Raw genomic sequence first — 21439 nt, forward strand, 5'->3', positions numbered from 1 at the left:
CACGCCACCCGTACCGCCACCACCCGTCCGGAGGCCCCGATTGGCACACTCGCCCACGCACCGAGAGCACATCGTCCGGACGGGAAGGAGGAACCTGGCGGTCGACATCGCCGGGGCGGAACGCGGCTGGCCCGTGTTCCTGATGCACGGCACACCCGGCAGCCGCAACGGTCCACGACCACGGTCCATCGTGCTGCACCGGCTCGGCGTACGGCTGATCTCGTACGACCGGCCGGGTTACGGCGGCTCCAGCCGGCTGCCCGGCCGCCGCGTCGCGGACGCCGCGGCGGACGTCGCGGCCATCGCCGACGACCTGGGCCTGGACGGCTTCTCGGTGGTGGGGCGCTCCGGCGGCGGCCCGCACGCCCTGGCCTGCGCCGCGCTGCTGCCGGACCGGGTACGGCGGACCGCCGTCCTGGTCGGTCTCGCCCCGGCCGGCGCGGCAGGGCTGGACTGGTTCGGCGGCATGACCGACGCCAACGTCCGGGACTACGGCGCCGCCGAGCACGACGTGCCGGTGCTCGCCGAGCAGTTGCGGCTGCGGGCCGAGCGGACCATGGACGACCCGGGCTCGCTGCTGGCGCTGCTGGTCGAGCAGATGACCGAGGCCGACCGCCGGGTGGTGGCCGGCGTGCCGATCCGCCGGCAGCTCACCGACGCCTACGCCGAGGCGCTGCGCCAGGGGCCGCACGGCTGGATCGACGACGTGCTGGCGCTACGCGCCGACTGGGGGATCACGCTGGCGGACATCCGGATGCCGGTCCGGCTGTGGCACGGCGCCGACGACAACTTCGCCCCGGCCAGCCACACCCGCTGGCTGGCCGAGCAGATCCCCGGCGCGCAGTTGCACGTGCAGCCGCGCAGCGCGCACTTCGGCGCGGTGGAGGTGCTGCCGGAGATCCTCGCGTGGCTGGCCGACCCGGTGGAGCGGACCGCTGTCAGATCGGATGCGGGTCGATGATGCGCCGCTGCAACCGGCTCTCCCGGACGGCCTCGACCGCCGGGTGGTTCTCGCCCAGCCGGTAGGTCAGCTCGCGGGTGACCGCCTCCAGTTCCGCCCGCCGGCCGCTCTCCACCCGCTCCTGCATCACCACCAGGTTCGCCCGGCAGCGCAACGTGTTCGTGTGGTCGCGGCCGAGGGTCCGGACCAGGCCGTCGTGGGCGCGCCGCAGCAGGCTCAGCGCCTCCAGGTCCGCCGCCTCCCGGCCTTCCGGCGGGTCGGGCTGTTCGGCGATGCAGATGCCCTGGTTCATCCAGCCGGAGAGCGGGTACGGGTGCCCGCTGCCCAGCACGCCGGCGAGCGCGTCGGCGGACCGGCCGGCGAGCTGCCGCGCCTCGGCGAAGTCTCCGGCGCGGCGGGCCACCATGGCGAGGTTGACCATGCAGACCAGGGTCAGCGGGTGCGCCGGGCCGAGGTTGCGCTGGTAGATGCGGTGCACCTCGGTGAGTTCCCGGCTGGCGCGCTGGAACAGGTCGACCGTGAGCAGGTTGATCGACAGGCTCAGCCGGCAGGTCAGCGTCTCCGGGTTGTCCGGCCCGAACCGCTCGTTCAGCAGCTCGTACGCGGCTTCGAGGAGCTTGCCCGCCTCGACCGCGTGCCCGGCCGCGCGCAGCGACACCGCCAGGTTCGTCTGCGTCCGCAGGGTGATGAGGTGTTCGGGCCCGGCCGTGTGCAGCAGGTCCCGGTGGACGCTGCGCAGGCGGGTGACCGACTGCTCGAAGTCGCCCGCGTCGCGCATGTCGATGCCGACGTACGCGGAGGAGGCGAGCGTGTCCGGGTGGTTCTCCCCGAGGATCGCGCGGCGCCCGGCCAGCACCATCTCGTCGTTCTTGCGGGCCTCCCGGAAGTCGCCCATCAGGCGCTGGGTGCTGGCGAGGTTGTTGAGCGCGGCGAGGGTACGCGGGTGCTCCTCGGTGAAGTTCCGCTTCCACGCGTTGAACGTGATCTCGTCCAGGCGCAGCGCCTCGTTGTACATGCCCATGCCGCGCAGGTCGCGGGCGAGCCCGCCGGCGGTCATCAGCGTGTGCGGGTGGTCCTCGCCGAGCAGGTCCCGCTGGGCGGCGAGCACCTCCTCGTCCAGCGCCCGCGACTCGGTGAACTGCCCGAGGAAGGCGAGGATGTTGGCGAGGTTGAACTGGAGGTGCAGCAACTGCCGGCGCAGGTCGTCGCGCGCCCGCGCGTCGTCCTCCTCCGCGAGCATCTGCTCCCAGGTCTGCGCGACCTCCTGCCCGAGCCGCCGGCCGGTCTCCAGGTCGCCGCGCAACTGGAGGTAGCGGACCCGGTCGATCATCAGCGCCCGCACCTCCACCTTGCGGCTCAGCGGCGCCTTCGACGCCTCCAGGTGCGGCCAGATGACCCGGAACCGGGGCCAGCCGTCGGGGTCGTCGACCTCGCCCTCGGGCCGGGCCGCGGCGAGCACGAGGTGGACCTGCTGGCGCGCCTCGTCGAGTTGCGCCTCCGTCATCCGGGACCGGACGGCGTGCTGGAGCAGGCGGTGCATGAGCACCAGGCCGCCCCGGCCCCGCTCGCCGCCGGACGGGTTCTCGGCCCGCAGGTCGACGCGGACCAGCGCGAGCCGGTTGGCCTGCTGCACCAGTTGCTGGCGGACCAGCCGCTCCTTCGCCTGCGGGTGGAACGGCACCAGCGCCTCGGCGAACTCGTCGCTGTAGACCAGGTCGGCGGAGATCTCGGGCGCGAACACCGAGCAGAGTTGCAGCACCCGGTAGGCGGCCGGGTTGCGGGTCCGCAGGTGGTTGAGCGACAGCTCCCAGGTGGCCTCCACGGAGACGTTGCTGTTCGGCTCCATCACCGCGCCCGGTCCGAACCTGGCGATCTCGTTGAGGTAGCTGTCGACCGAGTGGCCGGTGTCGGCGAGCCAGGCCGCGGCGGCGGTGACAGCGATCGGCAGGTCGCCGAGCAGGGCGGCGATCCGGTCGGCCTGGTCGACGCGCATGGTCGGCACCCGCTCGGTGAGGTGCTGGATGCTCTCCGCGCGCTTGAACACGTCGACCTGAACGGTGGTGGCCCGCTCGACCCACTGCAGGTTCCGGGACGTGATCAGGACGTGGCCCTTGCCGTCCGGCACGTACGGCAGGACGCCCTCGACCTCGTCCGCGTTGTCCATGATCAGCAGCCAGCGGAGGTCGGTGCGGCGCAGCGCCTGGAGCACCAGCCGGGCGTTCTCCCGGTTCGAGTCCGACGACGGTACGCCCAGGTAGGGCGCGAGGTCACCGATGGCCGACTCGATGAACGGCACCTGGTCGGCGTCGATCCACCACACCATGTCGTACGCGGCGCGGTAGCGGTGGGCGTACTCCAGCGCGAGCTGGCTCTTGCCGATGCCGCCCATGCCCTGCAACGCCACCGGCCCGGTGCCGGAGAGCACCACCTTCGGGCTGCTGCGCAGCAGCGTCCGCAGCTCGCGCAGGTCCGCCTCCCGGCCGGTGAAGCGCTTGTTGCGGCCCGGCACCTCGAACACCGTGTTGTCCCGGCCGGGGAACCGGGGACCGGTCGGCAGTTCCAGGTCGGCCGGCACGCCCTCGCGGCCGACCAGGCGCAGGATCCGCGCGGCGGCGGTCCGCGCCTCCAGCCCGGCGACCGAGACGGTGTGCGCCGCGGGCACGTTCGCCAGGCGCCGCACGTCGGCCACGTAGACGACGAGCGGCGCCTGGTCGGGCGAGCGGTCCGGCGCGGCGAGCACCGCCTCCTCGGTGGCGTTCGCCTCGGAGACGATGATCAGCTCCCGGGCGCTCCGGGGCGTCTCGTCCTCGGCGAACCACGGGTCGGTCACCCGGACGTCGGCCGAGACCAGCAGGTGACCGATCCACTCCGCCCACACCCGGTCGTACGGGGCGTGCCGGAGCAGGATCTCGTTCTCCACCGAGTTGGAGGTACGGGTGAACCGGGCGTTGACCCGCTCGCGTACCGCGCTGCTCATCGGCGGCAGCGACTCCACCTCGCCCCGGGTGATCTCCCGGGCCAGCACCTCGTACGCGGACAGCAGCGATCCGTTGACGCCGGGCTGGTCGGCGAACGTGGCGAGCAGTTCCTCGTACGCGTAGAACGCCTGGTAGGGCACCTGCATCCGGGCCCAGTACCGGTCCCGGTCGGCCTCGCTCATCCCGCTCGGCAGACCGCTGAAGCGCTGCCGCGCCACCGCCCGCCCGGTGTCCGCCTTGACCTTCTCCGCCGGGTCGATCCGCATCGGCACGGGCAGCACCCGGATCCGCCGCGACCCGTAGCGGTGCTCGACCAGCCGCGCCACCTTGGCCGCGCCGGTGATGCCCTGCTCGCTGAGGGTGAAGCAGGTGACCAGCACGTCCGGCAGCTGGATGGTGCAGATGTCGGCCACGTCGGAGAAACCGGTGCGGCTGTCGATCAGCACGTAGTCGTAGTTGCGCTTCATGTCGGCGCGCAGCGCGTCGAAGAAGTAGCCGCCGCCCTGCCGCTCGTAGAACTCGTCCCAGTTCATCCCGGCGAGCGCGCCGGCGTAGTCGTTGTTCTGCTGGCCCGCGCCGAGGAAGTCCAGCGTCCCGTCACCGGGGAAGTTCGACCAGTTCAGCGAGAACGAGTACTTGTGCACGCGGGCGTACTGCTCGTGCCAGCGGTCGTCGCCCTTGTCCTGCTTGGTGGTGGTCGCCCACTCGTACTCCCGGATCAGGTCGATCACCCCGCCGGTGCTCTCCAGCGCGTCCCGGTCGATGAACGGCGCGAAGAAGCGCGACAGGCCGGGGGACTCCAGGTCCCAGTCGACTGCGAGCACCCGCTTGCCGTTGGCGGCGAGGATCCAGGCGACGTTCGCCAGCGCCATCGTCCGGCCGGTGCCGCCCTTGTAGGAGTAGAAGGTGACGACCTGTCCCTCGCGTCGGGTCATGTGTCCACTCCCTCGTCGGGCGGCGGGTTCTCCCAGAGCCGGGGTTTGCTGATCGGCCGTCCCGGCGGCGGGTAGGCCGGTCTCGCCTCCAGGTAGCGGCGGCGCATCCGGTCGACCAGGCCGTGGATCCCGGCCCGCCAGTCGTCGTAAGTGGTGATCGCCAGTGGGCGTGCCGCGGCCGGGAAGATCTCGATGGCCCGGTCGAGCAGCACCGCCGCGTGGGAGCGGCGACCGGGTGCCGAGTCCTCGATGATCACCACGACGCCCACCCAGCGGTGTAGCGAGGCGACGGCCGCGCGGACGGCCTCCGCACCGTCCGGCGTCTCGACCACCCGAGGATCGATCATGAGTACGCCCGGGCAGCCCCGGAACAGCCCGGCGTCCGGTACGAAGTCGCGGACGTCGATCGGCATCCGCAGCCGCTGCACCGCGTCGGTCACGTCGTCGACCACCGGCGGCCGGTCGCGGAACGGGCGCCACCGGCCGGCGTGCGTGTCGGACCGCCCGTTGAGCCGTCCCGGGTCGGCCGGTTCCTCGGGCGCGATCACCACCGCCCGGAACGGCACCTCGCTGGTCGGGGACGACGGCAGATCGGTCGGGCCGGTCGGCGGCTCGGCCGGTTGCAGCGGCGTCTGCTCGGCGGTGTCGACGATGTGCTGGGCGAGCCGGCCCAGCACCTCCTTGTAGGCGTGCTGGAACTTCTGGAGCCGGCAGAGCGCGCTCATGCCGTTCGCCGCGTACGCATCGACGTCGGCGGCCATCGCCACCGCCCGGGCCTGGTCCGGCGCGTGCACCGCGGCGGGCGACGGGATCCACAGGACCGGCAGGATGTTGTCGCCGTCGGCCGGCCGGCCGGCCCGGATCAGCCGTTGCCGGAACCACTCCCGTTCCCGGCGCGAGTCGTCCCGGTTGAGGTAGTCCGGCGAGTACAACGGCACGAACACCTCGGCCTCGGCCAGCGCGGTGCGTTTTCGTTCCGTCCGGTCCTCCGGCGGCCGCACCATGAAGTCGGCGAAGCCCTGCCGGCGTAACCGGTCGCCGGGCCGGCCGTCGATCGCCAGGTTGAGATCGTGGTAGAAGCGGCGGACCCAGTGGTCGCCCGGGGTGCGGTCGTTGTGTGTCGGCGGGGGGACGTAGCTGAGGAAGAAATATGGCGGGCCCGGCAGCGCGGGCCGCTCAGAGGTCACGACGACACGACCGTTCCACGGGAAGTGCGCCTGACCCCCAACCGGTAATGATCACGCGCTGCTCCCCAGTCGACACGATACGGCGTCTATCGATCAGGGTAGAGAGGTTGCGCTCGGGTTACCAGGCTCACCGTCCGATGTGGGCGTCCATCCAGGCGACCGCGACGCGTACCGCACCGGATATCGGCAGCAGCCGGGCCGGTGCGTCCCCTACCGTCCCGTGCCGGGTGAACGCCGCCCGGTCGAGTTCCGCGCCGATCGCGGGAAAAGGGCCCGCATCCAGGTGCGGAGCCTCGAATTCCAGCCGTTCCCGGCGGCCGTCGCGCAGCACGTAGCAGCGGTACGGACGACGCGGCGCCGGGCGGCGTGACCGGTACTCGGCGAGGTGCAGCGCGGTGCATGTCGCATAGCCGACACCGAGCAGCAGCGTCCGGGCGCCGGCCGCCTCCAGGGCGGCGAGCGGGGACCGCTCCCCGAGGTGGGAGTCCAGGTCGTGGACGCGCATCAGCTCCTCCGCCCGCGGCCCCCACGCGCTGAACGACGTCTGCGGGTGCCGGCTGCGGACCGCGCCGGGCAGCCGCCGTACGTGCTCGGCGAACGCGCCGACCCCGAACGACGGCGTGACGGCCGGGTCGAAGCCGGGCATCCGGTCCTCGTACGCCAGGCGTTCCTCGTCGGTCAGCCCGGCGGTCGCGGCGCGGTACGCGGCGCTGCTCACCGAGTTGTCAGGGGTCTGCGCCGGGACCACGACGGTGCCGGACGGACCGACGGCGGCCCGCAGCGCCGCAGCCAGGGTGCCCGACCCGCCGTCCACCGGCCCGAGCGCCCGCAGGGAGCAGTGCACGAGCACCACGTCACCGGGGCCGAGCCCGAGCGCGCGCAGGTCGGCGGCGAGCGTGCCGGCCCGGTACGCGGTCCGGGCGGCGGTCACGACGGCCACCCGGACATCGAACGCGCGACCTGCCGGACCAGCCGTGAGCCCGCCGGCGTGAGCGCGTCCGCCCGTTGCAGCGCGCCGATCGCCTCGGCCGTCCAGTCGCGGTACCGGCGGTAGACCGCCTGCGCGCCGTCGACCTGACGGTCGGCCCGGATCCGCCAGATGTCGGCCACCGCCGCGTGCGCGTAGATGCCGTGCAGGACGGCCTCGGCGGGCCGCGGGTCGGGCCGCCAGCCCACTGTGATGTCGATCGGCCGCGTGCCGTCGACCAGGTCGCAGATGTCCAGCAGCGCGTTCATCTTGCTGTGCTGGAACTCGTGCACGAGCAGCACCGCGAGCGATCCGGCGTCGGTCTCCGTGGCCGCGACACCGCCGAACGCCTGCCGCGCGGTCGACGCCTCGCTGACACCCGCGCCGCTGCGCCGCAGCGGCACCACGGCCCGCAGCCCGGCGCGCAACTCCTCGGCATGGCCCGGCACCTCGTCCCGGATCACCTGCCACGCCGCCGCGAACGTCTCGGCCCAGCGCGCGGCGCCCGCGTCGTCGAGCCGGTCACCGGCGGGCAGCCGGTGGCAGTCGCGGTGCGGGTCGCCGTCCTCCAGCAGGACGCTCACGTCCGGCGCGGCGAGTACGCGGGTCGGCCACCACCGGGGCGCGTCCCCGGGCGTTCCGGGACGGATCGCCACTGTCACGTCCCCGGCGGCCACCCGTAGCGAACCCGGGCCGGTCTCGACCCGTGCGGCGCCGTCTCCCACCTCGGGCAGCAGCACGGTGCCCACTGTCGGCAGGTGCAGGCGGCCGGACCGCACCGGCACGTCGAGGCGTACCGGGGTGCCGGCGTCGAGCGCGGCGGCGACGGCGAGCGCGCTCAGGTAGTCAGGCCCCTGCCGGGCGCCGGTGCCGCTGCCGGCGAGGCAGTCGACAGCCCACGCCCGCACGTACGGGTGGGCCGCGATCCGGGCGACGGACTCCGGCGCGCTGCGGTCGAGGGCGGTCAGCGCCTCCCAGCCGTCGGCTCCGGCCCCGCCGGCCGGCAGGCGGTCGGCCACTTCGGCGAGCAGCGCGCGGACGATGGCGATCTGTGCCTCCACGAGCCGGCCGATGGCGACCCGGTCGCCGGTCAGTGCCGCGAGGCGGTCGATGAAGTCGTCGGGCAGGCCGGCGTCGAGCCGGACGGGTGCTGGTGGGTTCTCGTTCACGTGCACGATCAGCTCTTTCAGATCGGCGCAGTAGACACTCGGATGATCGAAGTGCCCGGCGCCGTACCGGTGGGCGAAGAGTCCGCCGCCGCACTGGTCGACCACCGGGCACCGCCGGCACTCGTCGCTGAGCCCGGCCCGGCCGGAGCGGCGGCGGGCCAGAAGCGGGCTGGCCGCCACGTCGTCGGCCGCGTGCGAGAAGACGGTCATGCCGGTGGCCGGCGCGCCGTCGTACGCGGTCTTGAGCGAGTCCGCCTGCTCCCACTCGCCGTCCGTCTCGACGACCGCCAGGTCGACCGGGTCGAGACCGAGCCACTCGGTGCCGCTGGGTCCGCCCGCGGCGGTGGACAGCAGCGAGTCGAAGAGGCGGACGGAGACCGGTCGGCCGTCCGCCAGCCAGCGGTCGTAGACGGCGCGCAGCCAGCCCGCGTACGCGGTGCCGCCGCCGGCCGGCCGCCACGGCGGGTCGTCCCAGGTGGCGTGCGGGAGCAGGAAGTCGATCCGCGGTGGCTCCTGGGTGAGCAGCGATTCGTACACCGCGATCGGGTCGTTGCGCACGTCCACCGTGCACAGCAGGCCCGAGTAGATCCGCCGATACGCCGGGCGGCGCAGCAGGCCGATGGCGCGGAGCACCTGGTCGTAGCTGCCGGCGCCGGACCGGAAGCGCCGGTGCCTGTCGTTGGCGGCACGGTCGCCGTCGAGCGAGACGCCGACCGCGACATCGTGTTCGGCGAGCAGGTCGCAGAGCCGCTCGGAGAGCAGTACGCCGTTTGTCTGCATGCCGAGCCGGAGCCGGGTGACCGGGTCGATGACCCGCCGGAGGTCCGCGAGCACCTCGCCGAGCCGCTCGGCGCCGAGCAGCAGTGGTTCCCCGCCGTGCAGGATCACCGTGACGTCCGGCAGGTCGTGGGCCGCGGCGTGTTCGGCGATCCGCCCGGCCGCGGTCCGGAGCACCTCCGGCGTCATCCGTACCGGGCGGCGCCGCCAGCTCTGGTCGGCGTGTTCGTAGACGTAGCAGTGGTCGCACGCCAGGTCACACCTGGCGTGCACCTTGAGGACGAACTCGGTGAGCGCCGCGCGGGCGGGCCCCGGGGCCATCGCGGATCAGATGAACGACGAGAACTTCGCCGCCGGGATCCGGGTCTGATCGAGGTGAGCCGCCATCACCCGGCGCACGATGGGGGAGATGTCCGCGGCGGAGAGCCGGTCGAGCGGCTCCGCGCGGACCCTGCCCAGCGACACCGGGGGCTCATCCTGGCGCAAGGGTGCGGTTGTCATGAGTCTTCCTTAGGTTCGTGCACACGCCAGGCGGGGAACAACAAGCAACGGCTCAAAATAAAGGCTCTGTGAGCCGGGCGCTATCGACCCACCGGTGGGAAGCAGTGCATTTTGGACGGTTGCGCGACCGGCGGCTGCTGTGCCGTCGAGGGAGCGACCTGGGGGATCAATATTATGCCCCTTTTTGCCCATCCGACATGATTCCAAAGTCCATACTTTTACAGAAATCGTCCACCTCGACGCGTGCTCGAGGTGGACGACCACTGTCTCCGGCGCTCAGACGGCCGGGCCGCTCCCGGACGGCGTGCCGAGGCGGATGTCGACGTCGGCCGGCTCGGTCATCTGGTCGTACGCCCTGGTCCGGAGCCGGTTGGTCTGCACCTCGCCGTCGAGCAGCGCGGCCCGCAGCGCCTCTGCGTCGCTGATCTCCTTGGCGGTCACCGCGTCGGCCGCTGTCGTGGCGCCCTGCACCACCTCCAGGTGGGTGCCGTCGGTGGGCATCAACTCGGTCCACTTCGCCAGGCAGTACACCCGCTCCGGCACGTCCTGGCACTCGGTGGTCAGCTCGGGCATCTCGTCGCCGGTGCCGAGGTGGCCGGTCCGGTACGTCGTCAGCTCGTCCACGAACGCCGCCAGCTCGTGCTCCACCTGGGGCGCCAGGCTGGTCGCCACCACCTTGCCGAAGATCCACCGCAGCGCGGTCAGCTCCATGCCGGCCCGTACCGGCAGGTAGAGCTTCGCCCAGCTCGCGTTGACGAAGTCGCCGGGGTCGCGCTCCGGGGCGCGGGCGTCGCCGCCGGACCACCAGCCGGGGTACGCCACGAACGACGCGCGCTCCCAGTCGAAGACGCGGTGCCAGAAGTCGATCTCCCACGCCTCGTCCCGCACGCTGGCCGGGAAGTGCGTCTCCACGATCTGCGAGACCATCTCGTTGACCGGCGAGAAGCCGGCCCGCAGCCGCGCCTCGAACTCGTCCCCGGCCGTCTCCGCCGCGGCCAGCGCCTCGTCGCGCCGGTCCTGCCACTCCTGGAGATCGGTCAGGTAGCCCGCGACGAGCGCGTTGTACGCCGCGTCGTCGGCGGTCTGGTCCACCACCGTCGGGGTACGCCGGAATCCGGCGGCGAGCTGCACGTCGGCACCCGGACCCGCCAGCCAGCTCCGGGCGCCGACGTGCACGCGTACGCGCAGCACGGGCCGGCCGTCCGCCTCGGTGACCACCGGCACGCCCACCACCCGGGCGGCGATCGCGTCCGGCGGACGGCGGGTGATCAGCGTGAGGTTCTGCCGGATCGTGTCGATGTCGCCGTCCCACTCCCAGCCGGCGTCGAACGCGACGTCGACGTCGTAGTCGGCGCTCATGTCGCCGGTGAATCCCCACTTGTCGAGCGTGACCACGGGGGAGTACACGACGCGCGTCTCCACCGCGGCGGGCGCGCCACGCGGCGGGCGCTCCGGCTTCACCGGCGCCGGGGGCAGCGCGGCGACCGCGTTGTCGCGGATCCGCTGCCGTCCGCCGATGATCTTCTGGGCGAAGGCGAACGCCGGATCCTTGATCGTGGGGGCCCAGCAGACCCGTGCCCCGTACCGCTCGTGGGCCAGCTCCAGCCGTTGCAGCACCTTGAAGTAGTGCAGCGTGATCGGCGTGGCCCGGTTCGGGTTGCGGACGGTGCGCTTCGAGGAGGACTCCGTACCGGTCTCGCTGACCAGCTTGAAATCGGTCCTGTGCTGGGTGCGGTAGCGCGCCGCGACCTTCGAGGTGGCGGTCCGGCTGTCCTTCACGGCGCGGCGGCTCGTCTCCTGGCTCGCCGCGGTGACGCTGCTGGCGAAGCCGATGGTGTGGCTGGCGTTGAAGGTGCCCCAGACGCCGGTCGGGCTGGTGTACTGGCCGGTGTGGCTCGCGTTGAGCCCCCAGGTGTCGGTGAGCGACTTCTGCCGCTCGAAGCCCTCCTGGAGTTCGGTGGTGAGGGCGCTGGTCAGCTCGACGTCGGTCTGCTGTTCCGACTCGTTCTGCTCCTCCAGGGTCAGCTCGCGCTTGGTGTAGGTGCGCTGCTCCAGCACCGCCTCCTCGCCGGGGGCGAGCGCCAGCGCGTAGACGTGCTCGCCGAGCGCGAAGCCCACCGGCCGGATCCGGGTGCGGTCGAGGAACGCGATGCCCACGTCGGACTGGAGCAGGCCGGCGAGGAACTCCGCCTGCTGGTCGCCGAGGAGCGTCTGGCGTCGCGCCGGCGGCTCCCGGTACGACATGCCCGAGTCGGCGCCGGGCAGCGCCTCGGTGGCGGCGTCCATCTCGTTGGCCTTCCACAGGTCGTAGAGGCCGAGTTCCTTGAGCAGGTGCGGCAGCCGGTCGCCGTCGAGCCCGCCGTAGCGGATCGCCTCGATCAGCGCCTGCTTGACGTAGAACGGCAGGATGGGCGTCTCGCCACCGCCGAAGGTGAGCCGGACCGGTACGAAGTAGTTGGAGTAGACGTACCGGTCGGAATGCGCGGTGCTGAAACCAAGCGTCGCCGGATCGGCGTCGGCGACGACGACTCTACCCATCGGTGCTCCTCTACAGCGGCAGTTCGAACAGGGATTGCAGCCCTCGGTACGTCATCTCGTGCGAGGTGACGAAGAATCCGGGGAACAACTGGCTGAGGGCGGCCTGACGGAGGACCGTCTCGCGTACGGCGTGTGTGGTCAGCTCTTCGAGGCCGGCGACGACCTCCGCCGGGACGCCGCCCTTCGCGGCTCGCTGGTACGCCTCCGCGATCGCCTCCCAGCGACCGTCGAACGTCTCCCCGAGGTCGTCGGCGACGGTTCCCCAGGTCTTCTCGAAGCGCTCCAGCTTCGTCGAGGACGTCCAGTCGACGTTCGTGACGCGGGCCGCCTCGGGGTCGACGAGCAGCAGGTCGGAGCGGAGGTCACCGACCGTGGTGGACGCCTTCCACCGGAACCGTTCGGCGAGGTGGCCGGCGAGCGCCTTCTCCGCGCCGGTCGCGGCCGGGTTGCCGGTGAACCCGACGAGCCGTAGCAGCAGATCCCGGTCCGGGTGGCCGAGCAGCATCTGCGCGACCGTCTGGCGCAGCACCGCCTCGGAGCCGCGCAGCGCGGGCGCCAGCTCCGGGTGGGCCGCGCGGACCGCCTCGACCACTGTCGCCAGCGACTTCTCCGCGAACGGCTCCAGGCCGGGCGACCGGCCGACGAGCTGCGTGACCTCGGCCGCCATCCGCCGGTGCACCTGCTGGCCGAGCCGCCACGGTTGCGCCTGCCCGGCCTTGCGCAGCGCGCGGAACTCCTCGTACGCGACGGTCTGGAGCGCCCTGTTGAACGCGGTGGTCAGCCGCTGCTCCAGTTGCCGGGCGATGGCGGCGCGCACGGCGGCGGCCCGGATGTCCCGGGGTGTCTTCGGCGGTTTCAGCTCGCGCAGGTCCTCGACCCGCTTGATGATCTCGTCGAGCGCCTCGGTCAGCTCGGCGCGGGTCGCGGCGCGGCCGGCCGACGAAACCGTCTCCGACATGCTCGCCATCAGCACGGGCCGGCCGTCGAGGCTCACCAGCGCGCCGAGCCGGGTGCCCGCACCGGCGCCGGCGAACGCCTCGGCGTGCGCCGCCTGGTTGAACACGGTCAGTGTGAGTTCGGCGTCGACGAGCAGCGCCCGGCCCTGCCGGAACAGCGCGTCGAGCACCTTCGGGGGGAAGAGCGTCCGCAGCATCGCGAGGCCCACCTGAGGCGTGGCGACGATCGCCGCCCGGCCGATCGCCACCAGCAGCGCGGCCGTCTGCGCGGTCAGCAGGCGCGCCTCCCGGGCGCCCGCGAGCAGCAGCGGTACATACCGGACGGCGGCGCGTACCGCGACGCCGCCGAGCAGCCGGGCGAGATGCACCAGACCGGTGAGCACCTGGTAGAGGTCGCCGGCGACGCGGCCGAGCAGGCGGCCGGCGGCGAACGGGTCGAGGTCGTCCAGGTGCCTGGCGAACTGGGCGGCCCAGCCGCGCCACAGCGCCAGCAGCCGTTCCGGAACCGTCGTCGGGTCCAGCGCGGCGACGATGCCGGCCAGCGCCTGGCGTACGACTGTGGCCTGGTCGGCGAGGCGCTGCACACCGGCGCGCGGGTCGACTGTGAGCACGATGAGCGTGGTGAACTGCTCCTGCTGGAGACGGCCGATCAACTGCACGAGCTTGCCGAGGTCGACCACCACCGTCGCGACGGACTCCCCGACGCCGACGGCGAAGCCGTCCAGGAACAGCTTCGGGTTGATCCCGTTCCAGGCCGCGTAGTGCCGCATCGCGTCGAGCAGCGCCGGATCGAGGCCGAGCAGGTAGCGACGGAACGTGCCGTCGGAGTCGACGTCGGAGGCGGCCAGGTCGAAGAACGCCTCGGCCAGCCGGAGCTTCGCGAGCATCGAGACCAGGTCCCAGACGTTGTCCGGGGTGATGCGGCCGGTCATCGCGGCCAGCACCCGCTCGCGGGTCATCGACCGCGTGGCGTGTGCGTCCATCCAGTACTTGACCGTCAGCGCGACGAACTCCACCCGTGGATCCTGGGTGCGTGCGCCGAAGACCGCGGCCCGGTCCTCGGCGGACACCCGCGGCACGCTGAACCAGTCCCGGATCATGACGGATTCGTTCGCCGGCTGTCCCAACTCCCCCACCACCCCTCCAGCCGTGTGCACTGTCGGGCCGCGCTGAGGGCGGCGGTAGTGCTGGGTCGAGAAGCTGACATGGCCCCACGGCGTCACGCGCCCGTCGTCCATCGACTGTTACGACTTGACGAACGACGTGTTATCGCTCACAGTCGATGGCACAGGGCGGCGCCTTCGGCGGCTCACCGGGCGGGCGCGGATGGCCACGTGGCAGGCCGGGTGTGGGATCAGTGCGCTTCGACGAATTGTGAGCGCTCACAACATGTCTGATCTGAAGGAGGAACATGTTCGCTTTCGGTAGGTCCCCATCGACTGTGTCGCCGCCACGACGGCGCGGATGGCTGCCGCGCGTCGTCGCGACGGGTGCGGCCGCGGTACTCGTCGGCGCCGGCGCCGTGGCGGTCGTGTCCGCGCCCGCCGCCGCCGCGAGCGTCGACACGAACGCCTGGTACGTCCTTGTGAACCGCAACAGCGGCAAGGCGCTCGACGTCTACAACCTGGCCACCAACGACGGCGCGCGGATCGTGCAGTGGTCGCGCAACAACGGCAACCAGCAGCAGTGGCAGTTCGTCGACTCCGGCGGCGGCTACTACCGGCTGAAGTCCCGGCTGTCCGGCAAGGTGCTCGACGTCTACAACTGGTCGACAGCAAACGGCGGCAGCATCGTGCAGTGGTCCGACCTCAACGGGACCAACCAGCAGTTCCGGCTGGCCGACTCCGACAGCGGCTACGTCCGGCTGATCAGCCGCCACAGCAACAAGGTGGTGGAGGTGCAGGGCGCCTCGACCGCCGACGGCGGAAACATCGTCCAGTACGACGACTGGAACGGCGCCAACCAGCAGTGGCAGCTCGTACGGGTGGACGGTGGCGGCGGCAACCCCACCACGCCGCCTCCGACGACGCCGCCTCCGGGTGGTACGTGCAACCTGCCGTCGTCGTACCGGTGGTCCTCGACCGGTGCTCTGGCGCAGCCGCGCTCGGGCTGGGTGTCGTTGAAGGACTTCACTGTGGTGCCGTACAACGGGCAGCATCTGGTGTACGCGACGACGCACGACACCGGCTCGTCGTGGGGGTCGATGAACTTCGGCCTGTTCTCGAACTGGTCGCAGATGGCCTCGGCCAGCCAGAACGCGATGTCGTCGGGCACTGTGGCGCCGACGTTGTTCTACTTCGCGCCGCGCAACATCTGGGTGCTGGCCTACCAGTGGGGACCGACCGCGTTCTCCTACCGCACCTCGACCAACCCGACCAACCCGAACGGGTGGTCGTCGGTGCAGCCGCTGTTCACCGGCAGCATCTCCGGTTCCGGCACCGGCCCGATCGACCAGACCCTGATCGCCGACGACCAGAACATGTACCTGTTCTTCGCCGGTGACAACGGCAAGATCTACCGCTCCAGCATGCCGATCGGGAACTTCCCCGGCAGCTTCGGCTCCACCTACACCACCATCATGTCGGACTCGACGAACAACCTGTTCGAAGCCGTACAGGTCTACAAGCTCCAGGGCCAGACCCGCTACCTGATGATCGTCGAGGCGATCGGCTCCCAGGGCCGCTACTTCCGCTCCTTCACCGCCACCAGCCTCAACGGATCCTGGACCCCGCAGGCCGCCACCGAGTCCAACCCGTTCGCCGGCAAGGCCAACAGCGGCGCCACCTGGACCAACGACATCAGCCACGGCGAACTCATCCGCACCACCGCCGACCAGACCTTCACCGTCGACCCCTGCAACCTCCAACTGCTCTACCAAGGCCGCTCCCCCAACTCCGGCGGCGACTACGGCCTCCTGCCCTACCGACCCGGACTACTCACCCTCCAGCGCTGAGCGCGTACCCCGAGATCTGGAGAGCCCGGCCCGCGACCACGCGGGCCGGGCTCTCCGGCCTCTCGCCCGACGGCGATCGTTGCCCTGGAGGCAACGACGGTGGCCCGGTCAGTCGTTGATCGGCACCGTCCCGCCCGGGAGTGTGGAGGTCGTCACCACCTCCCGAGCGAAGGGTTGGGCAGATGTCCTTCCAGGCGTACCTCGACGCGATCGAGGACAAGACCGGCAAGACCCCGCGCGTCCTGGTCGACGAGGCCAAGGAGCGCGGCTACGACGCGGCCGACGTCAAGGCGGGCGTGATCGTGGCCTGGCTGAAGGACGAGTACGGCCTCGGCCGAGGACACGCGATGGCTCTGATTCACGTGATCAAGAACGGGCCGAGGATCAGCGCCAAGCACGTCGGCTCCACCGGCTCCCACCGCGACGACAGCGACACGCTGTGGCTGGACGGCAAGGCCGCCCGAGCCTCCGCGTAGCGGCTGTGGACAGCGACGCCTATCGTTCGCCCCATGGGAGCGATCAAGCCGTGGCACCTGTTCGTCCTGACGCTCTGCTGCCTGCTGCCGCTCATCGCGGCAGTGGTGGCGGTGGTGTGGACGCGGCGGAGTCGCCGCTGACCCGTCAGCGGCCGGCGGCGAACTCCTCCACCGCCGTGCAGACCCGCCCGAGCGCCTCGGCCGAGGTCGCCAGCGGCCCGGGCACCATCATCGAGTGGTCGGCGTCGGCGACCTCCACCACGTACGGGGTCAGCCGGCGCGCCACCGCACCGTCCCAGAACCGGTCGCCGGTGCCGCCGGCCAGCAGGAACGGCGCGGTGGCCCGGCCCAGCGGCTCCCGTACCGCGGGGTCGGTCAGCAGCGGCGTCAGCCACACCGCCGGGATGCCCCGGTCGGCGGCGAGCGGCGCGGCGAAACTGCCGAGCGACTTGCCCACGAGCAGATCCACCCCGGCGTCGAGAACCGGATCCAGCTGCTCGGCGACCCACTCCGGCGCGCTGTCGAGCCGCAGCTCGCCCAGCGACCGCCAGGTCACCTCGTGCACCTCGAAACCGAGCCGGCGCAGCGCCTCCCCGATGTAGACGAAGAGCGGGCCCCGGGTGTCGTAGCCCCGTCCCGGTGCGAGTACCGCGCGCCGATCCGCCATGGTCGCCTCCCTTGCGTTCGATCGATGCGTCACGCTAGCCGCTGCATGGATTGCCGGTGACCCCTCGGCCTCACAGCCGTTCCGGGGTACGGATGCCGAGCAGGTCCAGGCCCTGCCGCAGCACCCGCCCGGTCAGGTCGCACAACACGAGCCGGCTCTCCCGCACCGGCCCCTCGGCCCGCAGCACCGGGCAGCGCTCGTAGAACGCGCTGAACGCGACCGCCAGCCGGTGCAGGTAGGCGGTCAGCCGGTGGAACTCCAACCCGCCCGCCACCTCCTCGACCACCGCGGCGAAGCCGACCAGCTCCATGGCGAGCGCCCGCTCGGCCGGCTCGGCGAGCGAGACCTCCGCGTCCGGCCGCGCCGCCGCGCCGGCCCGCCGGAAGATCGACCTGACCCGGGAGTACGCGTACTGGAGGTACGGCGCGGTGTTCCCGTCCAGCGACAGCATCCGCTCCCAGTCCAGCACGTAGTCCTTGTGCCGGTCCCCGGACAGGTCGGCGTACTTGATCGCGCCGACGCCCACCGCGCGCCCCACCTCGGCGGCCTCCGACTCGCCCAGCTCCGGATTGCGCTCCCGGGCCAGCGCGGTGGCCCGCTGGACCGCCTCGGTGAGCAGCCCGGCCAGCTTCACCGACCCGCCGGCCCGGCTGCGCAGCATCCGCCCGTCCGGGCCGAGGATCGAGCCGAACCCGACGTGCTCGGCCCGCGCCGGTGCGGTGAGCCAGCCGGCCTGCGCGGCGACCGCGAACACCATGTCGAAGTGCCGCCGCTGCGGAAGCCCGACCACGTAGAGCAGCCGGGTCGCGCCGAGCGCGCCGGTCCGGTGCCGCAGCGCGGCCAGATCCGTGGCCGGGTAGCCGTACCCGCCGTCGGACTTGCGCACGATCAGCGGCAACGGCTCGCCGTCACGGCCCACCGAACCGGGAGGGAACACGCAGTCCGCGCCGTCGCTGCGCCGCAGCAGCCCGAGCCGGTCCAGCTCCTCGACAGTCGGCGCGAGCTGGTCGTGGTAGCTGCTCTCGCCCCGGAAGTCGTCGCCGGTCAGGGTCACGTCGAGCAGGTCGTACACGGTCAGGAAGTAGCCCTCCGACTGCGTCACCAGCAACCGCCACAGCCGCAGCGTCGCCGGGTCACCGCCCTGCAACGCCACCACCCGCTGCCGCGACCGCTCCCGGAACGCCTCGTCGTCGTCGAACTTCGCCCGCGCCGCCTTGTAGAACCCGTCCAGGTCACCCATTGACAGCTCCTGCGCCGCCCCGGCCTCGCCCAGGTCGAGCAGGTGCTCGATCAGCATGCCGAACGGTGTGCCCCAGTCACCGAGGTGGTTGGCGCGCAGCACCCGGTGCCCGAGCCACTCCAGCGTCCGCGCCGCCGCGTCCCCGATCACAGTCGACCGCAGGTGCCCGACGTGCATCTCCTTCGCCACGTTCGGCCCCGAGTAGTCGACCACCACCGTCTCCGGCTCGACCACCACTGGCACGCCGAGCCGCGGGGCGGCGGCCAGCGCGGACACCAGCCCGCCGAGCGCGTGCCCGGCCACCGTCAGGTTCAGGAAACCCGGACCGGACACCTCGACCGCCGCGCAGACGTCGGCCAGCGCGGCGCGCTCCCGTACCTCCGCGGCGATCTCCCGCGGCGGCCGGCCGAGCCGCCGGGCCAGGCCCAACGCCGCGTCGGACTGGAAGTCCGCGTGCTGCGAGCGCCGCACGGCCGGGTCCACCGGCACGCCGGCCACCGCCGCGAATGCCGGCGCCAGCCGGTCGGTGAGCAACCTTTCAAGATCCATGAGTACGCCGATCTCGCTGTGGATCCGCCGCGCGGATCACCTGACGGGAACGCGACGGCGGAGCGAGGACGATCGATGACGACCGGCGGCTCGATCCGCCGGTCGCAGGAGGGGAAGGCTCAGCGCAGGCGGTCGCGGGACCGCCGGCGTCGCAGCGCGCCGAGCCGGACGTCGGAGGACGTCATCGGGTACGCGTGCGAGCTGGCCATGTCGGCAGCGTAACCGGCCGGTCCGGGGTCGGCGCAAGCGCGTACCCCGGACCGGCTCGCGGTCAGGCCGAGGTGGCGACGGCCTTGCGGTAGCGCTCGGCCCGGCGCCGCACCTGGGTGTACGCGCTGCTCAGGCCCATCGCCCGGCGGACCTCGACGAGCGTGCGGCGCACCTGCTCGCGGGTCCGCTCAGTGCCGGTGACGATCAGCTCGTCGACCAGGCCGGGCTGCGCCTCGAAGCGGGCCCGGCGCTCCCGGATCGGGTCCAGGAACCGGTTGAGCGCCGTCGCCAGCGCCTCCTTGACCTCCACATCACCGACCCGGCCGGCCCGGTAGCGGGCCTTGAGGTCGGCCACCTGCGCCCGGTCCGGATTGAAGATGTCGTGGTACTCGAAGACCGGGTTCCCCTCGACGGTGCCGGGCACGTCGGCGCGGACCCGATTCGGGTCGGTGTACATCCCCATCACCTTGCGGCGCACCGTCGCCGCGTCGTCGGAGAGCGCGATCGCGTTCCCCTTGCTCTTGCTCATCTTCCCGGCGCCGTCCGTCCCGACCAGCGTGGGCGTCTCCGACATGAGCATGTCGGGCACCGGGAAGACCTCGCCGTAGAGGTGGTTGAACCGGCGGGCGATCTCCCGGGTCACCTCGACGTGCGCGGCGTTGTCCTTTCCGACCGGCACGACCTGGCCCTTGACGCAGAGGATGTCGGCGGCCTGGAGCACCGGGTAGCCGAGCAGGCCGTACGGCATCTCGTCCTTGCCGGCGTCCCGGGTCATCTCCTTCAACGACGGCACCCGTTCCAGCCGGGGCACAGTGATGAGGTTCTGGAACAGCGTGTTCAGGTCGCCGACCTCGGGGATCGCGGACTGGAGGTAGAACGTCGCCCGTTCCGGCTCCACCCCGGCGGCGAGGATGTCGGTGACCATCTCGCGGGCGTTGTGGGCGACCTGCTCGATGTCCGCGCGGCTGTTGCGGGTGGTGAGCATGTGCAGGTCGGCGATGATGAAGAAGCTCTCGTAGCGCTGGTGCAGCCGCACCCGGTTGGCGATGCTGCCCACGTAGTGGCCGAGGTGCAGCCGCCCGGTCGGGCGGTCACCGGTGAGCATGCGTGCAGAGGACATGGTCGTACGCCTTTCGTGCCGTTCGCTGGCGGGGAGACGCGACCCGGGTGTCACCCAGGTCGGTGGAGCGGGCTCGTCAGAACGAGCGCCGCCATCGCCCGCCGGCGCGGAAACGGAGTCCGCCGGCACGTAATACGTCGAGGATCTGCTCCCGGCCGTCGACAGCGTGGCCCGGGAGACCGCTGCGGGTCTCCGGGAGGCAGCTGCGCGGCCGGACCATGACTGACACGGTAACCGTTCACCGGCCTGCGCCGCTGCCTCCTGCCGCGCTTACTGCTGTCGATAGCTCTCCGTGTAGTAGCTGCCGACCCGATCCCGGTACTCGGGGTGCGCGAAGTGGTCCCTGTCGAACGCCGGCGACTCCTTCACCTGCTCCCGGGTGCGGTCCACGTGCACGACGCGCTCCAGGTGGTCGACCTGCGCCACCGTGCCGGCCGGCAGCAGCACCTTCTTGCCGAAGATCCACGGACCGGTGTCCACCACCAGGTACCGCGCGTCCGCGTCCTCGTTCGCCTCGTCGACAGAGCCGATCCGCCCGTCCGTCGCCTCCACCCGGTAGCCGGTGAGGTCGATCGGCGTACCCGGGCCGGGGGCGTCCAGGCCGTCGTCCGCCTCGCCGGCGCGCTGTACCGGCACGTCTCCGGGCCGGGTCTGGTCGTACCCTCCGGCCAGGGCGGACGGATCCCGCCAGGTCCACGGGTTGAACGGCTGCATCGGTGGCACCTCCGTCGAATCGGCTCGACAGAACAGTGCCCCGGCGGCGGGAGCGGAAACGCCTGCTGCGCCCACCGCTGGCCTGACCTGGGCGGACGGCGCGCTGGCATACTGGCCGACCATGGTCCTGTCACGTGGTTGGTCGCTGTTCCTGGTCGCCGTCGGCGTCTGGACGTGGGCGATCTGGCCGAGGTTCGCGGTCGCCATCTGGAACGACGAGCGCGCCTGGTCGGCCGGCGTCGTCGGCGAGGGCAGCCCGACCGGCTTCCTCTGGGTGCACGCCCTGCTGATCGCCGCCTCCCTGGCCATCGGCACGACTGTGGGAGTCCTGGGCATCCGCGCCTACCGGGCCGCCCGCCGCCCGTCTCCCTCCTCGCCCTCCGCCCCGCCGTCGCCCCGGTGATCAAGGAGTTTGTGTCCGCGGGGGACGCCGTTCGTGACGCGAACTCCTTGATCGCGGGCGTTTGTGGACGGGTGTGACGCGCGCCGCTACCCCTCGATTTGACGTTCAAACCCGCAGACGCGTAACTTTCTCTCTGCC

General features: G+C 72.0%; 15 protein-coding genes. 4 read left to right on the top strand and 11 right to left on the bottom strand.

The features are described 5' to 3' along the window. Positions 1 to 40 precede the first annotated feature (40 nt). On the top strand, positions 41 to 961 hold the full coding sequence (locus tag FHX31_RS31105) for an alpha/beta fold hydrolase (protein WP_013289097.1): 921 nt from the start codon (positions 41 to 43) through the stop codon (positions 959 to 961). Here FHX31_RS31105 and fxsT read toward each other — a convergent pair. From fxsT to FHX31_RS31140, 7 genes are all read right to left on the bottom strand, one after another. Next, positions 939 to 4874 carry an FxSxx-COOH system tetratricopeptide repeat protein gene (gene fxsT / locus FHX31_RS31110; protein WP_145755740.1) on the bottom strand — a complete coding sequence of 1312 codons (3936 nt, stop codon included), beginning with the start codon at positions 4872 to 4874 and terminating at the stop codon, positions 939 to 941. The two genes, FHX31_RS31105 and fxsT, sit on opposite strands and share 23 nt — an antisense overlap. Next, positions 4871 to 6061, bottom strand: a complete 1191-nt coding sequence (locus FHX31_RS31115) for a TIR-like protein FxsC (RefSeq protein WP_013289095.1) — start codon at positions 6059 to 6061, stop codon at positions 4871 to 4873. The genes fxsT and FHX31_RS31115 overlap by 4 nt, the downstream gene beginning before the upstream one ends. Before the next feature lie 127 nt (positions 6062 to 6188). Beyond that, a complete protein-coding gene (locus FHX31_RS31120; protein ID WP_236619333.1) occupies positions 6189 to 7001 on the bottom strand; it encodes an AAC(3) family N-acetyltransferase in 813 nt (270 codons plus the stop codon). Further along, positions 6989 to 9295, bottom strand: a complete 2307-nt coding sequence (locus FHX31_RS31125) for an FxsB family cyclophane-forming radical SAM/SPASM peptide maturase (protein ID WP_013477425.1) — start codon at positions 9293 to 9295, stop codon at positions 6989 to 6991. The genes FHX31_RS31120 and FHX31_RS31125 overlap by 13 nt, the downstream gene beginning before the upstream one ends. A gap of 6 nt (positions 9296 to 9301) precedes the next feature. Continuing rightward, the gene (locus tag FHX31_RS31130) at positions 9302 to 9475 is read right to left on the bottom strand and encodes a hypothetical protein (RefSeq protein WP_013289092.1); all 174 of its coding nucleotides are present in this window, start codon (positions 9473 to 9475) and stop codon (positions 9302 to 9304) included. 276 nt (positions 9476 to 9751) lie between these two features. Then, a complete protein-coding gene (locus tag FHX31_RS31135) occupies positions 9752 to 12013 on the bottom strand; it encodes a hypothetical protein (RefSeq protein ID WP_145755742.1) in 2262 nt (753 codons plus the stop codon). A 10-nt stretch (positions 12014 to 12023) separates the two neighbouring features. Next, entirely contained in the window at positions 12024 to 14069 is a 2046-nt protein-coding gene (locus FHX31_RS31140; RefSeq protein WP_221488174.1) for a hypothetical protein, read from the bottom strand. Between the two features lie 311 nt (positions 14070 to 14380). On the opposite strand from FHX31_RS31140, the gene FHX31_RS31145 reads away from it, so the two are divergent. Both FHX31_RS31145 and FHX31_RS31150 read left to right on the top strand, forming a co-directional pair. Then, positions 14381 to 15922, top strand: coding sequence for a non-reducing end alpha-L-arabinofuranosidase family hydrolase (locus tag FHX31_RS31145; protein WP_184977643.1), 1542 nt, complete (start codon positions 14381 to 14383; stop codon positions 15920 to 15922). 182 nt (positions 15923 to 16104) lie between these two features. Continuing rightward, on the top strand, positions 16105 to 16398 hold the full coding sequence (locus tag FHX31_RS31150) for a DUF4287 domain-containing protein (protein ID WP_013289088.1): 294 nt from the start codon (positions 16105 to 16107) through the stop codon (positions 16396 to 16398). A gap of 145 nt (positions 16399 to 16543) precedes the next feature. Here FHX31_RS31150 and FHX31_RS31155 read toward each other — a convergent pair whose 3' ends face one another. From FHX31_RS31155 to FHX31_RS31170, 4 genes are all read right to left on the bottom strand, one after another. Next, positions 16544 to 17065, bottom strand: coding sequence for an alpha/beta hydrolase (locus FHX31_RS31155; RefSeq protein WP_184977644.1), 522 nt, complete (start codon positions 17063 to 17065; stop codon positions 16544 to 16546). Between the two features lie 70 nt (positions 17066 to 17135). Next, positions 17136 to 18854: an arginine--tRNA ligase gene (argS, locus tag FHX31_RS31160; RefSeq protein ID WP_184977645.1), complete on the bottom strand. Its 1719-nt coding sequence runs from the start codon at positions 18852 to 18854 to the stop codon at positions 17136 to 17138. Between the two features lie 271 nt (positions 18855 to 19125). Then, positions 19126 to 20184, bottom strand: a complete 1059-nt coding sequence (gene trpS, locus FHX31_RS31165) for a tryptophan--tRNA ligase (RefSeq protein ID WP_013289085.1) — start codon at positions 20182 to 20184, stop codon at positions 19126 to 19128. Between the two features lie 270 nt (positions 20185 to 20454). Beyond that, on the bottom strand, positions 20455 to 20898 hold the full coding sequence (locus FHX31_RS31170; RefSeq protein WP_184977646.1) for a PRC-barrel domain-containing protein: 444 nt from the start codon (positions 20896 to 20898) through the stop codon (positions 20455 to 20457). A gap of 121 nt (positions 20899 to 21019) precedes the next feature. Between FHX31_RS31170 and FHX31_RS31175 the strand changes: the two genes are divergently transcribed. Next, positions 21020 to 21301, top strand: coding sequence for an SCO4848 family membrane protein (locus FHX31_RS31175; protein ID WP_013289083.1), 282 nt, complete (start codon positions 21020 to 21022; stop codon positions 21299 to 21301). Positions 21302 to 21439 lie beyond the last annotated feature (138 nt).

It is taken from the genome of Micromonospora sp. CNZ286 (assembly GCF_014207755.1).